This is a genomic window from Mesorhizobium sp. M0830, from assembly GCF_040319965.1.
Lineage (GTDB): Bacteria > Pseudomonadota > Alphaproteobacteria > Rhizobiales > Rhizobiaceae > Mesorhizobium.
In genome coordinates, this window is the sequence record NZ_JAMYOR010000058.1 from 14931 (window position 1) to 29559 (window position 14629).

Consider the following 14629-nt stretch of genomic DNA (forward strand, 5'->3'; position numbering starts at 1 on the left):
AACGTGTCTGACATTCTTCGCAAGATCGAGGCCTACAAGCGCGACGAGATCGCAGCGGCAAAGGCACATGTGCCGCTCGCCGAAATCAAGGCGCGCGCGAAGGATGCCGATGCACCGCGCGGCTTTCTTGCCGCGCTCGAAGCGAAGCGCAAATCCGGCGCTTTTGCGCTGATCGCCGAGATCAAGAAAGCGAGCCCATCCAAGGGCCTGATCCGCGCCGATTTCGACCCGCCAGCGCTGGCACAGGCCTATGCGAAAGGCGGCGCTGCCTGTCTTTCGGTGCTGACCGATGCGCCGTCGTTCCAGGGTGCGCCTGAATTTCTCACCAGGGCGCGAGCCGCCGTCGCCCTGCCCGCGCTGCGCAAGGATTTCCTATTCGACCCGTATCAGGTCTACGAAGCCCGCGCCTGGGGTGCGGACGCCATCCTCATCATCATGGCCAGCGTCGACGACACCCTGGCCAGCGACCTCGAATCCACGGCGTTCGAACTTGGCATGGATGCACTGGTCGAAGTGCATGACGAGGCCGAGACGCAGCGCGCGCTAAAGCTGTCGTCGCGGCTGATCGGCATCAACAACCGCAATCTGCGCACGTTCGAGACTAGCCTCGAGACCTCAGTGCGGCTGGCGACCATGGTGCCGGCGGACCGCTTGCTGGTCAGCGAGAGCGGAATTTTCTCGCATGACGATTGCCTCAGGCTTCGAAAGAGCGACATTGGCACCTTTCTGGTCGGCGAGAGCCTGATGCGGCAACAGGACGTCGTCGCGGCGACACGCCTGCTTCTGACGGGCAAGGCGCCGGAGGCATCGGCCCGAAAATCGGAATCGATTTTCGGAGAGCACGATGCATAGATTCAAAGTGATAGAGCGTACTTTGTGCGTCCGAACGGACGCACGTCGCTCTATGGCGATCTGACGATGACATCAGGCCTCACCCATCTCGGCGCGCAGGGCGAGGCCAACATGGTCGATGTCGGCGACAAGATGGAGACGACACGCACGGCGATCGCCGAGGGCTTTGTCGCGATGCAGCCCGAGACCCTGAAGACGATTCTCGCCGGCAACGCCAAGAAGGGCGATGTACTCGGCACCGCGCGTATCGCTGGCATCATGGCGGCGAAGAAGACACATGAACTGATCCCTCTCTGCCATCCGCTGCTTCTGACCAAGGTTTCCGTCGACATCGAGCCGGACCATGCCCTGCCCGGCCTGAAGGTCACGGCACTGGCGCGCGTCACTGGCAAGACGGGCGTCGAGATGGAAGCGCTGACCGCCGCTTCGGTGGCTTGTCTGACCATATATGACATGGCCAAGGCGGTGGACCGCGCCATGGTCATCTCTGGCGTTCGGCTGGTCGAAAAGACCGGCGGCAAGTCGGGCGCGTACAAGGCAGGCGCCTGATGGCGCTGGTTCCAATCGCCGAAGCGCTCGAGCGCCTGCTCGAGGGTGCAGCACCTTTGGCCGGCGAAAACGTTCCCCTGTTCGAGGCGGCGGATCGCGTGCTGGCGGAACCGCTTGTTGCGCTGCGTACCCAGCCGCCCTTCAACGCTTCCGCCATGGATGGCTACGCAGTCCGCGCTATCGATGTGGCGTCGGTGCCGTCGCGACTTTCGGTGATCGGCATGGCGCCGGCCGGACGCGGCTTTGACGGCACCGTCAGCCACGCTCAGGCCGTGCGCATCTTCACGGGTGCGCCGCTGCCCGAAGGCGCCGACACCATTGTCATCCAGGAAAATGTCAGGGATCTCGGCGGCAGCGACGTCGAAGTGATCGAACCAACCGCCCAAGGGCGAAACATCCGCCGCATCGGCCTCGACTTTTCAAAAGGCGACGTGCTGCTGGAAAAAGGCCGCGTGCTGGATCCGGCGGCGCTGTCGCTGGCGGCTTCGGCAAACCATTCCCGGGTCAGCGTGGTAAAACGGCCGCTGGTCGCCATCATCGCCACCGGCGACGAATTGTTGCCGCCCGGCAGCGAACTTGGGCCGGACCAGATCATCTCATCCAATGCCTATGGCGTTGCCGCGACAGCGCAATCCGTCGGCGCCCACGCGCTCGATCTCGGCATTGCCGCCGACCGCAAGGACGCGATTGCAGCCTTGGTGAAAGAGGCGGTCAGTGCCGGCGCGGATGTCATCGTCACGCTTGGTGGTGCCTCGGTCGGCGATCACGACCTGATCCATAACGTGCTGACCGGCGAAGGCATGACGCTCGGCTTCTGGAAAATCGCCATGCGTCCCGGCAAGCCGCTGATGTTCGGCCGCCTCGGCGACATCAGGTGCATCGGCCTACCCGGCAACCCGGTGGCAAGCCTGGTCTGCTCGCAGCTGTTCCTGAAACCGCTGCTGGCGCGGCTCGGTGGCCGCGACTATCGCCAGGACATTCGTCCGGCGCGATTGGGCGCCGCAATGCCGGCCAATGATCTGCGCCAGGACTATGTGCGGGCGGTGGTCAGGGAAGACAATGGCGCGCTGGTGGCGACGCCGTTCGGCATCCAGGATTCCTCGATGCTGAGAATGCTGGCCAACGCCAACGGGCTGATCGTGCGCGTGCCGTTTGCTCCCGCTGCGGCCGCAGGCGAGGCCTGTAGCGTGCTGATGCTGCGCTGAAGAAGCTCGGGCAAACCTTTAATAGAGTTGTGAAAATTGTGCTCGGCTATTCCGAGATCAAGGCCTGTGTCAGCGGATGCGCCGGATCTGCGAGGCCGTCGACAATGTTGTAATGATGACGGTCGGGCTCGACCACGGTGCTGGTGGTGGCGCCGAGGCCGGTCCAGATGTTGGCAAGCAGCGCGTTCTGGCGCAGGAATTCGGCGCGCTCACCACCACCAGCCCAGCAGGTGATGCGGGCGCCATCCATGGGTCGCAGCAGCGCCGGGCTTTCAGCCAGCGCCTCTTCTTCGTCGATTGCCAGTGCCTTGTTCATCCCGGTGCGCATAAGCGGGCGCAGGTCGTGGAGGCCGGAAATCGAAATGACGTGGCGTATGCGCCGCGCCACATCGGTCGCCAGGGGCGCGGTCGTCGACACCATCCGGGTGGCGAGATGGCCGCCGGCCGAATGTCCCGTCAGCATCAGCGGCCCGTCGATCATTGCCGCTGCCTTGCCGATAGCCGCGCCGATTTCCCCGACTATACCGGCAATGCGTATGTCCGGGCACAGCGTGTAGGACGGCATCGCCACGGCAAAGCCGCTGCTGACCGCGCCATTGGCGAGGTGCGACCACATGCTCTTGTCGGTCTCCAGCCAGTAACCGCCGTGGAGGATCACCACCAACCCCTTGGGCGCGGCATTGGGAAGGAAAAGATCGAGCCGATTGCGCGGTCCGCCACCATAGGCGATGTCGAGCCGTGCCCGGCCCTCCATTGAGAGCGCATCACGAAATGCTTGCGCCGGCTCCGCCCACGCAGCCGGCCAGCGGTCACTGCCGGCGATGTTCGCGCCGTTGGCATAGGCATCATCCCAATCGACAATGTGACGTTCGAACATCTGCGCCTCCCCCAAAACGTCATCGCTTATGAGCTAGCAATGGCCACCGTCACGCCATGCGTCAATGCTTCAAGGCCAAAACATTTTAGGCTTGAAACAAATTTCGACTGGTGCGATCCTGACAAGACGATCAGCCGACGAAATGGGAGGTCTGCTGTGCTGCCCTGACCCCGTAGATGCTCGTGCTTTCCCGGTGGCATAGTCGAGCTGGCACGATTGGCGGTACGAAAACCTCCCGCGAAAGACAGGAACTTCAAATCCACCACACAGGTCAGGCACATCGCGCACTGGCCAGGCAGCAGACGGGATAGCGGCGACATGCTTGGGCCTTCAGCGCATATCGACACGTTCACGCGCGATCACCTGCCGCCTCCGGAGCAGTGGCCGGATTTCCTGCTCGACGGCTTTGATTATCCCGAACGTCTCAATGCCGGCGTCGAACTGACGGACAGGCTGGTCGAGAGGGGCCTCGGTGACCACACCGCGCTGATCGGCAATGGCCGCCGCCGCACCTACAAGGAACTGTCCGACTGGACGAACAGGCTAGCCCACGCGCTGGTCGAGAACTACGGCGTCAAGCCGGGCAACCGGGTGCTGGTCCGCTCCGCCAACAACCCCGCCATGGTCGCCTGCTGGCTGGCCGCCACCAAGGTCGGCGCCGTGGTCGTCAACACCATGCCGATGCTGCGCGCCGGTGAGCTTGCCAAGATCGTCGACAAGGCGGAAATCACCATCGCGTTGTGTGACACCAGGCTGATGGACGAGATGACAGCCTGCGCCAAGGACAGCGCGTTCCTCAAACAGGTCATCGGCTTCGACGGCACCGCCAACCATGATGCTGAACTCGACCGTGCCGCTCTCGATAAGCCGGTGACGTTCACCGCCGTCGACACCGGCCGCGACGATGTCGCGCTGCTCGGCTTCACCTCGGGCACGACTGGCGTGCCGAAGGCGACGATGCATTTCCACCGCGACCTCCTGATCATCGCCGATGCGTACGCACGCGAAATCCTTCGGGTGACACCGGACGATATCTTTGTCGGCTCGCCGCCGCTGGCCTTCACCTTCGGCCTTGGCGGGCTCGCCATCTTCCCGCTCCGCTTCGGTGCGGCAGCGACACTGTTGGAACAGGCGACGCCGCCCAACATGATACACATCATCGAGACCTATAAGGCGACCGTCTCCTTCACCGCGCCGACCGCCTACCGCGCCATGCTGAAGGCCATGGATGAAGGGGCCGATCTGTCATCGCTGCGTGTCGCCGTTTCGGCTGGCGAAACCTTGCCCGCTCCGGTTTTCGAAGAGTGGACGCAAAAGACCGGCAAGCCTATCCTCGACGGCATCGGCGCCACCGAGATGCTGCACATCTTCATCTCCAACCGCTTTGACGACATGAAGCCGGCGTCGACCGGCAAGCCGGTGGGCGGCTACGAGGCGCGCATCGTCGACGAGGAGATGCGCGAGCTGCCGCGCGGCGCGACCGGCAGGCTGGCGGTGCGCGGACCGACCGGCTGCCGCTACATGGCCGATAACAGGCAGAAGGACTACGTCCGCGACGGCTGGAACCTCACCGGCGACACCTTCACGCAGGACGAAGACGGCTTCTTCCATTTCGCCGCGCGCTCCGACGACATGATCGTCAGCGCCGGCTACAACATTGCCGGACCCGAGGTCGAGGCGGCACTCCTGTCGCACCCGGATGTTGCCGAATGCGCGGTGATCGGCACGGAAGATGCCGAACGCGGCCAGATCGTCGAAGCGCACGTCGTGCTGGTGCAGGGCGTAGCGCCGGACGCATTGACGACCAAGCGCCTGCAGGACCACGTCAAGGCAACGATCGCGCCCTATAAATATCCGCGATCGGTGAAATTTATCGCCGCGCTGCCCAAGACCCAGACCGGCAAGATCCAGCGTTTTCGGCTGCGCACGGAGAAGATCAATTGAGCGAACCCTACGATCCGGCGTCCGAAGGCGCACAGATGTCGTTCAAGGAGAGCATGTCCTACAGCGACTATCTGCACCTGGAGAAAGTGCTGGAGGCCCAGACGCCGCTGTCTTCGGCGCATGACGAGATGCTGTTCATCATCCAGCACCAGACCTCCGAACTGTGGATGAAGCTCGCCCTGCACGAGATTGGCGCTGCGATCCGCTCGATCCGCGCCGATCGCCTCGAGCCAAGCTTCAAGATGCTGTCGCGCGTCGCCCGCATTTTCGAACAGCTCAACAACGCCTGGGATGTGCTGCGCACGATGACGCCCAGCGAATATACCGAGTTCCGCGATGCACTCGGCCAGTCCTCGGGTTTCCAGTCCTGGCAGTATCGCGCCATAGAGTTCATGGCCGGCAACCGCAACCTCGCCATGCTGGGCCCTCACAAGCACCGGCCGGACCTCAGCGGCAAGCTGGAGGCGATCCTGGCGGAGCCGTCGCTCTACGACGAAGCGCTGCTGCTTCTGGCGCGCAACGGATTCGACATCGGCACCGATGCCAGGCGCACGGATTGGCGTGAGACGCGAACCGAGAATGAAGAGGTTCTGGTCGCCTGGCAGACCATCTACCGCGACCCGCAGCGCTACTGGATGTTCTACGAACTGGCCGAGAAGCTGGTCGACTTCGAGGACTATTTCCGCCGCTGGCGCTTCAACCACGTCACCACGGTCGAGCGCATCATCGGCCTGAAACGCGGCACCGGCGGCACGTCGGGTGCTTCGTATCTCAAGAAGATGCTCGAGGTCGTGCTGTTTCCGGAGCTGTGGGCAGTCCGTACCCGGCTTTGACACAATCGAAATGAGAACAGGCACATCGAGGGCGCGCTTGCAGCGGAAAACCTTCGCGAACAACCGAGGACTGACTGACCATGAGTGGAATTCCTGATCTCGCTGCAATCGAAGCGATGGATGCCACGGATCCGCTCCGCGCCATGCGCGATCGTTTCATTCTGCCGGAGGGGGTGATCTATCTCGACGGCAATTCGCTTGGGGCAGCGTCGCATGCCGTTTTCGGCGAGCTGCAGCAGGCGGCCACCGAGGAATGGGCCAAGGATCTCATTCGGGCCTGGAATACAGCCGGATGGTTCGAGATGCCGATCGAACTTGGCGACCAGCTCGGACGCTTGATCGGGGCCGCAGCCGGACAGACTGTTGTCTGCGACACGACGTCGATCAACATCTACAAGGTGCTACATGCCGCGATGGAGATGCGGCCCGGCCGATCGGCCATCGTCGCCGAGGCTGACAGTTTTCCCACCGACCTCTACATCGCCGAAGGCGTTGCCTCGACCCGCGATGGGGTCCTTCTGCGCCTCGCGGGCGTCGACGCGCCAACCATCGAAGAGCTGATCGACGAAAGCGTCGCGGTGGTGCTGATCAACCACGTCAATTACAAATCGGGTGAACTGCGCGACATGGCGGCGCTGACGCGCATAGCTCATGCGGCCGGAGTGCTGATCGTCTGGGATCTATGCCACACCGCTGGCGCTCTGCCAGTCGAGCTCGATCATGCAAAAGCCGATTTCGCTGTCGGCTGCACCTACAAGTACCTCAACGGCGGTCCAGGCGCGCCAGCCTTCATCTATGCCGCGCAACGCCACCACGGCGCGATCAGCCAGCCGCTCAGCGGCTGGTGGGGGCATGCACGGCCCTTTGCCTTCGAACGAGGCTATGTTGCCGGCACCGGTATCCGCCGCTTTCTGTGCGGCACGCAGCCGGTCCTGTCGATGCGGGCGCTCAAAGGTGCGCTCGCAATCTGGAACGACGTCGACGTGGCGGCATTGCGAAAGAAAAGCGTCGCGCTGACCGAACTGTTCATCCAGCTCGTCGAAGCGAAGTGCGGCGCCTATGGCCTCACGCTGGAGAGCACCCGCGACGCGACCAGGCGCGGCAGCCAGGTGTCGTTCGTTCACGATCATGGCTATCAAATCATGCGGGCGCTGATCGAGCGCGGAGTGATCGGTGACTTCCGCGCGCCGTCAACCATCCGTTTCGGATTTACGCCGCTCTATGTCGGCTACAAGGACGTGTGGCTGGCGGTCGAGGTGCTGGAAGACATTCTGCGAACGGATGCATGGAAGGACCAGCGTTTCGCCGTCAAGGAGGCCGTGACCTGACGCAGTCGTCCCAACTGTTGTCGCATCGTTGCCTCTTGGTCGGATGATGGAGGGACGAATTTCCAGTGCACAAATCCGGTTGCCGCTGCTGGCCAACACTGGCATCAACAAATTAACCAAGGTTGGCATTTTGGCTTCGTTTCGTTCACGGCAGACGAACGCATGGAAGGCTGGAAATGCCCCGTCGCGGATCCATGGGCAGCTCATGCCAAAGCTTGGGCCAACGATGGGCGGCAGCCCATTAACCATAACAATTTCAATGCCGGAAAGCGCCTTGTGACGGCATGCCGTGATCACCCAAGCGCGCTGGCGCGCGCCAAATAATTTCAGCGGCCTTAACAGATTCATTAAACTTTAAACGGTTGCAGAACACAACTGGAACATATAGTGTTTGTTCTGGGTTTGTTTTCTGATTCTGGTTTTAGGTACCCTGGGGGCCGCCATGCTGACACGCAAGCAACACGAACTGCTGATGTTCATTCATGAACGCCTGAAGGAAAGCGGCATTCCGCCATCCTTCGACGAGATGAAGGAGGCGCTCGACCTTGCCTCCAAATCCGGGATTCATCGTTTGATCACGGCACTGGAAGAGCGCGGCTTCATTCGCCGGCTGCCCAACCGGGCGCGCGCGTTGGAAGTGCTGCGGCTGCCGGATTCGATCGCGCCCGGCCTCAACGCGGCGAAAAAGTTCTCGCCTAGCGTCATCCAGGGCAGTCTTGGTCAGGCCAGTCTCGGCCAGGGCGGCCTTGGCCGGCAGATCAAGCCGGCGTCTTCACGGATGCCTTCAGCCGGCAATGACGACGACGTGGTCTCCGCCGTGTCGATCCCTGTGATGGGGCGCATCGCCGCCGGTGTGCCGATCGATGCCATCCAGCACCAGACCCATTCGATCTCGGTGCCGCCGGACATGATCATGGGAGGCGAGCACTATGCGCTGGAGGTCAAGGGCGACTCGATGATCGAGGCCGGCATCTTCGACGGCGACACCGTCATCATCCGCAACGCCGATACGGCGAGCCCTGGCGAGATCATCGTGGCGCTGGTGGATGAAGAGGAAGCGACGCTGAAGCGGTTCCGCCGCAAGGGTGCCTCGATTGCTCTCGAAGCCGCCAATCCGGCCTATGAGACACGGATTTTCGGACCAGACCGGGTCAAGGTGCAGGGCAAGCTTGTCGGCCTGATCCGCCGTTACTGAGGCACCTGCGGTTTAACGACGGGCTTGTCCGGTCTCTTGAAGGGCGGCAGGCCCCTCGCCTCACGCGAAAACTTACGTTGCACGTGCCAAGGCCGGTAGGGCCTACCCACCGCAAAGCTGACCGTTGCCGGCGTGGTCGCCGACTGGCGATCGAAGAAGACGGCAGCACTGCCATTGCTAGCCAGTTGCCGTTTGGTGATGACGAGAACCAGCGGGTTGTGACAAGCGTCATAGGCCGTCGCGTCGTTGATGACGATCAGGTCGGCGAAGCCGCAGGCTTTCCAGGTGTCCTTTCGGTCCTCGACATAGGCAATGATAGCACCGGACGGATGCCTGGCGAGACAAACGCCTGATGTGCAATAGAATGGCGCTCCCGCCGGCATTTCAGCCGCATCCTCGACGTCGAATTGCCCGTCGCCTTCGTCGAACACCTCCGGCGCGATAATGCTTTCGGATGTCAGCGCACGCTTCCAGTTGTCGACGGTGAATTCGTTCGGCCTGGCCCGGCTGACCGCGAGTTCGCCGCCGCCAATCGGCAGCGCCACCAGCCTCGCATCCTCCGAGACCAGCACGTCAGGTGCGCGCGTATCCGAGACGGTCAACAGGCCGGCAAGCGCGAAGGGAAGCGCTGCGAGCCGCAACCATGTGGTCGCCATCGTCGCGATGACCAAGGCAATCGTCACCAGCACGACGGATTGCTGCGAAATCAAACCGATTGCGTCGACTGGCGAACGCTCGGAAATCCATCCGGACATCGCGATCATCACCGTCAGGCCTTTGCCCATCAGATAGAGGGCCGGCCAGTCCAACCCGAATGGCATCAGCAGCGCGCTGGCGACAGCCAGGAACATTACGACTGTTACGATAGGCATGATGGCCAGGTTGGCGAACAGGCTGAGCGGCGACACACGCTGAAAATGCCAGATGGCAAACAGCGCCGTGGCGCTGCCAGCGATGATGGAGGTCATGGCAAGGCCGGCTGCCGCCAGCAGGAGTTTTCGCGTCAGGAAGCCGGGCAAGGATCGCTTTGGCGGCGGTGGCCTCGCCTTCCCCGCACGATGATCCGCCCAGCCGGCATAGGCACCGACCAGCGCGGCCGTCGCGGCAAACGACATTTGAAAACTCGGGCCGACCACTTCATGCGGCGACACCATGATGACCGCGATCGCCGAGATCGCCAGATTGCGCATCGTCAGTGCTGCCCGATCAAAAAGAACGGCAATCAGCATCACCGCCAGCATGATGAAACTGCGCTCGGCGGCAACGACGACGCCTGAGATGATAAGATAGGCGGCGATCGAGAACAGTGCGGCAGCCGCAGCATACTTCTTGACCGGGCGACGCGCGGAAAAATCCGGAAACAGGGCGAAGGCGCCACGCAGCAAACCCATGATGGTGCCAGCGACCAGCGCCATGTGCAGTCCGGAAATGGAGATGATGTGATAGATGCCGGTACGCCGCATCGCCTCGTTCACGTCATCGGGAATGCCGGCGCGAACGCCGACGATCAGCGCCGCGGCGATCTCGCCTTCGGCGCCACCGACGCTGCCCCTGATGTGATCGGCAATGGCCTCACGGGCTTTTTCGATCCCCGAGGAAAGCCGGGCCGCCAACGGCATGTTATCGTCGTCGGTGACGACAAGTTTTGGATTGCCGAGAAAGAAACCGCTGCCGCCGATGCCGGCGAAATAGCTGTCGAAGGAGAAGTCGTAGCTGTCCGGCCGCACCGGCCCGGTCGGTGGCAACAGCTTGGCATACCCAGTGATCAGGGAACCGGCGGTCATGTCCGCCGGGATATTGCGTGCCGAAAGCCGCACCCGCTCCGGCGCATAGCGCAGTTTCGGCCTTGCAGTCGATGCCACGTCGATTGTCAGCCGGATGCGACCGCTCTCCATCCGTTCGAGCGAGACGACCCGGCCGGTCACTTGCGTCGAGATTTCCGAGCCCAGCATCTGCGTTCCGGCTCGCCATGTCTCGACCTTCGCGGCGAGCAGGCCGAGTGTACACAAAAGCGCCGCCATGAAGGACAGATGGGTTTTCGGCCAGGAACGCGAGACCAGCGCACAGAGCCCCGCCAAGATGACAACTGCGACAGGCTTTGCGAAGTCCGGCTCCGCCACAAGCGAAAAATAGCCGATCGCCCCGCTTGCCAGGCAGACCGGCACCAGCAGGAAGGCCACGCCTCGGTCGAGTTCCAGGCCCGCCGCCATGGCCAGGCTATTGCGCAGGCGCGGCGGTGATATCAGGCCAATCTGCCGGCGCAAGCGCACGATCCTGCTGGCTTCGGCAGTTGGAACAGGGGCGGAGACACCGGCTTGCAAAGGCGCCTTGTCGGGTGCCGGCACAAGGGGCGATGGCGGCGGCAATGAAGCTGGCAGTGGCGCTGCAAACAGGGACCGCTCGCTGACGCCAATGACAGCGTCCTCGTCCTGATCCGAGCCCCAGCCTCGTCCAGCCATCGGGTCTGCCCCTTGCGCCCTCGACACCCTATGCTACATGAACGCCGGGCGCGCGAAAGTCCGCGCACCGCACCCGCTTCAGATGGTTTCCGAGAGTTACATGTCCGACAAGGTCGTCACCCGTTTTGCTCCCTCGCCCACCGGCTACCTGCATATAGGCGGCGCGCGCACGGCGCTGTTCAACTGGCTGTATGCAAGGCACACCGGCGGCACGATGCTGCTGCGCATCGAAGATACCGATCGCGAACGCTCCAACGACGCGGCGACGGCTGCCATTCTCGACGGACTTTCCTGGCTCGGCCTGACCTGGGACGGCGAGCCGGTGTCGCAGTTCGAGCGCGCGCCGCGCCACCGCGAGGTGGCCGAGGAACTCGTGCGCCTGGGCAAGGCTTATTATTGCTATGCCACGCCGGCCGAACTGGAGGCGATGCGCGAGGCCGCCAGAGCCAAAGGCCTGCCGCCCCGCTATGATGGCCGCTGGCGCGACCGTGCCCCCTCAGAGGCGCCTGCAGGCGACAAGGGTGCCATCCGCATCAAGGCGCCGACCGAGGGCGAGACGATTGTCCATGACCGTGTCCAGGGCGAGGTACGCTTCCCCAACAAGGATCTCGACGATTTCATCATCCTGCGTTCGGACGGCAATCCGACCTACATGCATGCAGTCGTCGTCGACGATCATGACATGGGCGTCACCCATATCATCCGCGGCGACGATCATCTGACCAACGCCGCGCGCCAGACTGTGATCTACAACGCCATGGGCTGGGCCGTGCCCTCGATGTCGCACATCCCGTTGATCCACGGTGCCGATGGCGCCAAGCTGTCGAAGCGGCATGGCGCGCTCGGCGTCGAAGCCTATCGTGCCATGGGTTATCTGCCGGAGGCATTGCTGAACTACCTGGCGCGCTTGGGCTGGAGCCACGGCGACGACGAGATCATGTCGATCGACGATATGATCTCCTGGTTCGACATCGGTGACGTCAACAAAAGCGCGGCCCGATTCGACTTCGCCAAGCTGGAGGCGATCAACGGCGCGCATATGCGCCGCATGGGCAACGCCGAGCTGTTCGATATCTTCATCGCCACCCTGCCCTATCTCGAAGGCGGCTCGGCGATGGCCGCGCGTCTGAACGACAGCAACAAGGCGCAGCTGCTGGCCGCGTTGCCGGGCCTGAAGGAGCGCGCCAAGACGCTGGTCGAACTCGTCGATGGTGCTGCCTTCCTGTTTGCCACCCGGCCACTACCGATCGACGACAAGGCGGCCCTTTTGCTCAATGACGATGCCCGCAAGATCCTGCGCGGCGCTCACGAAGCTTTGAATGGGCTTACAAGTGATTGGACGGCCGCCTCGGCAGAGGCCGCGATCCGCGAGGTTGCCATGGCTGGTGGCCACAAGCTCGGCGCTGTGGCCCAGCCTCTGCGCGCCGCTTTGACCGGCAAAAGCACCTCGCCGGGCGTGTTCGATGTGCTTGCCGTGCTCGGCCGCGAGGAAAGCCTGGCGCGCATAGAAGACCAAATCGATTAGGAGCAAACTGGCCCAAGAAGATTGGCATTGAAAGGCGGGTTTCGCAGTGCAACATTAGGCCTTGGCCCAATCTGGCACGCACCTCCTGAAATGCGGTGGCGAATACGCGCATTGCGGTGATCTCAACGTGTCGCTCTGCGGAATTTTTGCCTTTGCCGGCATGAGGAAACAAGAAGGAGTTTGCAATGACCGACGCTGCTAAAAAACTGGACTTGGGCGGCAAGGGCCAGGAGGCCACGGCAACGCTTGCATTCGCCGGCAAGACCCACGAATTCAAGGTGCGAAGCGGTTCTGTCGGGCCTGACGTCATCGACATCGCTTCGCTCTACACCACCACCGGGGCCTTCACCTACGATCCCGGCTTCACCTCGACCGCAAGCTGCGAATCCGAAATCACCTTCATCGACGGCGACGCCGGCATACTGCTGCATCGCGGCTACCCGATCGACCAGTTGGCCGAACACGGCGACTTCCTCGAGGTCTGCTATCTCCTGCTCTACGGTGAATTGCCGACCAAGGCGCAGAAGGACGATTTCGATTACCGCGTGACGCGCCACACCATGGTGCACGAACAGATGTCGCGCTTCTTCACTGGATTCCGCCGCGACGCGCACCCGATGGCGGTGATGTGCGGCGTGGTCGGCGCGCTGTCGGCCTTCTATCACGATTCCACCGACATCTCCGACCCGTATCAGCGCATGGTGGCGTCGATGCGGCTGATCGCCAAGATGCCGACGATCGCCGCGATGGCCTACAAATACCACATCGGCCAGCCCTTCATTTATCCGAAGAACGAGCTGAATTTCGCCGCCAATTTCCTGCATATGTGCTTTGCCGTGCCATGCGAGGAATACAAGATCAACCCGGTGCTGGCGCGCGCCATGGAGCGCATCTTCATCCTGCATGCCGATCACGAGCAGAATGCCTCGACCTCGACCGTTCGTCTCGCCGGCTCTTCTGGCGCCAACCCGTTCGCGTGCATCGCCGCCGGCATTGCTTGCCTGTGGGGGCCGGCCCATGGCGGCGCCAATGAAGCGGCGCTCAACATGCTGGGCGAGATCGGCCATGTCGACAATATCCCGGAGTTCATCGCCCGCGCCAAGGACAAGAACGACCCATTCCGGCTGATGGGCTTCGGCCACCGCGTCTACAAGAACTACGATCCGCGCGCCAAGATCATGCAGAAGACGGCGCACGAGGTTCTGGGCGAGCTCGGCATCAAGGACGATCCGCTGCTCGACATCGCTATGGAACTGGAGAAGATCGCGCTGACCGATCCCTATTTCATCGAGAAGAAGCTCTACCCGAATGTCGACTTCTATTCCGGAATCACGCTGAAGGCGCTGGGCTTCCCCACCACGATGTTCACCGTGCTGTTCGCGGTCGCCCGCACCGTCGGCTGGATCGCGCAGTGGAAAGAGATGATCGAGGATCCGCGCCAGAAGATCGGCCGCCCGCGCCAGCTCTACACCGGCGCGCCGGAGCGCGACTACGTGCCGATCGCCAAGCGGTGATGAGAGCGAATAGCGAATAGCGAATAGCGAATAGCCAGTAGCGAATAGGGACTTTTATATAGGGCGTAGCGTTGGTTTCCCGCTAAACAACGCTAAGGGGGAGCGAAGCTTGAACATCGTCATGCTGCCCGCTGTTTCGCGGACAGATTGAGAGCTTTCCGGCCGGCTGCCTTGGCTGCTCGATCCCAAAGGAAGTCGCCGGAGAAGGCAATATGCTCCCACCCGCTCGGCCGAATTCAGATCCATGACCCAAACGAGCCATTCCGACAGGTAAGCTCGAATGTCTTGAATGTGGTAGAATACGATATTGGTCAACCGTCGCCGCATCAGCCATCAATGAACGCGCGG

11 protein-coding genes are annotated in these 14629 nt (G+C 62.5%); 9 read left to right on the forward strand and 2 right to left on the reverse strand.

Annotated features, from left to right (window positions below; genetic code table 11):
- The first annotated feature begins 3 nt into the window (after window positions 1-3).
- The 3 genes from trpC (at window position 4) to NKI20_RS26650 (ending at window position 2606) form a co-directional block, all read left to right on the forward strand.
- Window positions 4-852 (forward strand): indole-3-glycerol phosphate synthase TrpC, encoded by an 849-nt coding sequence (gene trpC, locus NKI20_RS26640; protein WP_352835972.1) that lies wholly within the window; start codon window positions 4-6, stop codon window positions 850-852.
- A gap of 66 nt (window positions 853-918) precedes the next feature.
- A complete protein-coding gene (gene moaC / locus NKI20_RS26645; protein ID WP_352731800.1) occupies window positions 919-1401 on the forward strand; it encodes a cyclic pyranopterin monophosphate synthase MoaC in 483 nt (160 codons plus the stop codon).
- Complete coding sequence (locus NKI20_RS26650; protein WP_352835975.1) at window positions 1401-2606, forward strand: molybdopterin molybdotransferase MoeA; 1206 nt, start codon at window positions 1401-1403, stop codon at window positions 2604-2606. Before moaC ends, NKI20_RS26650 begins: the two co-directional genes overlap by 1 nt.
- 46 nt (window positions 2607-2652) lie before the next feature.
- Here the strand turns inward: NKI20_RS26650 and NKI20_RS26655 are convergent, their stop codons facing one another.
- A complete protein-coding gene (locus tag NKI20_RS26655) occupies window positions 2653-3483 on the reverse strand; it encodes a hormone-sensitive lipase (RefSeq protein ID WP_352607454.1) in 831 nt (276 codons plus the stop codon).
- Between the two features lie 318 nt (window positions 3484-3801).
- On the opposite strand from NKI20_RS26655, the gene NKI20_RS26660 reads away from it, so the two are divergent.
- The 4 genes from NKI20_RS26660 (at window position 3802) to lexA (ending at window position 8783) form a co-directional block, all read left to right on the forward strand.
- A complete protein-coding gene (locus NKI20_RS26660) occupies window positions 3802-5427 on the forward strand; it encodes an AMP-binding protein (RefSeq protein ID WP_023759230.1) in 1626 nt (541 codons plus the stop codon).
- A complete protein-coding gene (gene kynA, locus NKI20_RS26665; RefSeq protein WP_031260180.1) occupies window positions 5424-6260 on the forward strand; it encodes a tryptophan 2,3-dioxygenase in 837 nt (278 codons plus the stop codon). Before NKI20_RS26660 ends, kynA begins: the two co-directional genes overlap by 4 nt.
- Window positions 6261-6340: 80 nt before the next feature.
- A complete protein-coding gene (gene kynU, locus NKI20_RS26670) occupies window positions 6341-7588 on the forward strand; it encodes a kynureninase (protein ID WP_352835980.1) in 1248 nt (415 codons plus the stop codon).
- A 442-nt stretch (window positions 7589-8030) separates the two neighbouring features.
- On the forward strand, window positions 8031-8783 hold the full coding sequence (lexA, locus tag NKI20_RS26675; RefSeq protein ID WP_023759233.1) for a transcriptional repressor LexA: 753 nt from the start codon (window positions 8031-8033) through the stop codon (window positions 8781-8783).
- On the opposite strand, the gene NKI20_RS26680 is transcribed toward lexA, so the two are convergent.
- On the reverse strand, window positions 8777-11242 hold the full coding sequence (locus tag NKI20_RS26680; protein WP_352835983.1) for a ComEC/Rec2 family competence protein: 2466 nt from the start codon (window positions 11240-11242) through the stop codon (window positions 8777-8779). The genes lexA and NKI20_RS26680 overlap by 7 nt on opposite strands.
- A 100-nt stretch (window positions 11243-11342) precedes the next feature.
- Here NKI20_RS26680 and gltX point away from each other — a divergent pair, with 100 nt between their 5' ends.
- The gene (gene gltX / locus NKI20_RS26685; protein WP_352731757.1) at window positions 11343-12767 is read left to right on the forward strand and encodes a glutamate--tRNA ligase; all 1425 of its coding nucleotides are present in this window, start codon (window positions 11343-11345) and stop codon (window positions 12765-12767) included.
- 185 nt (window positions 12768-12952) lie between these two features.
- Entirely contained in the window at window positions 12953-14281 is a 1329-nt protein-coding gene (gene gltA / locus NKI20_RS26690) for a citrate synthase (RefSeq protein ID WP_031260182.1), read from the forward strand.
- Window positions 14282-14629: the final 348 nt, after the last annotated feature.

Excerpts from the sequence above, each read along its gene's own strand:
- kynU (WP_352835980.1), top strand. The coding sequence starts at position 6,341 with ATGAGTGGAATTCCTGATCTCGCTGCAATCGAAGCGATGGATGCCACG.
- gltX (WP_352731757.1), top strand. The coding sequence starts at position 11,343 with ATGTCCGACAAGGTCGTCACCCGTTTTGCTCCCTCGCCCACCGGCTAC.
- lexA (WP_023759233.1), top strand. The coding sequence starts at position 8,031 with ATGCTGACACGCAAGCAACACGAACTGCTGATGTTCATTCATGAACGC.
- NKI20_RS26650 (WP_352835975.1), top strand. The coding sequence starts at position 1,401 with ATGGCGCTGGTTCCAATCGCCGAAGCGCTCGAGCGCCTGCTCGAGGGT.
- NKI20_RS26680 (WP_352835983.1), bottom strand. The coding sequence starts at position 11,242 with ATGGCTGGACGAGGCTGGGGCTCGGATCAGGACGAGGACGCTGTCATT.
- moaC (WP_352731800.1), top strand. The coding sequence starts at position 919 with ATGACATCAGGCCTCACCCATCTCGGCGCGCAGGGCGAGGCCAACATG.
- gltA (WP_031260182.1), top strand. The coding sequence starts at position 12,953 with ATGACCGACGCTGCTAAAAAACTGGACTTGGGCGGCAAGGGCCAGGAG.
- NKI20_RS26655 (WP_352607454.1), bottom strand. The coding sequence starts at position 3,483 with ATGTTCGAACGTCACATTGTCGATTGGGATGATGCCTATGCCAACGGC.
- NKI20_RS26660 (WP_023759230.1), top strand. The coding sequence starts at position 3,802 with ATGCTTGGGCCTTCAGCGCATATCGACACGTTCACGCGCGATCACCTG.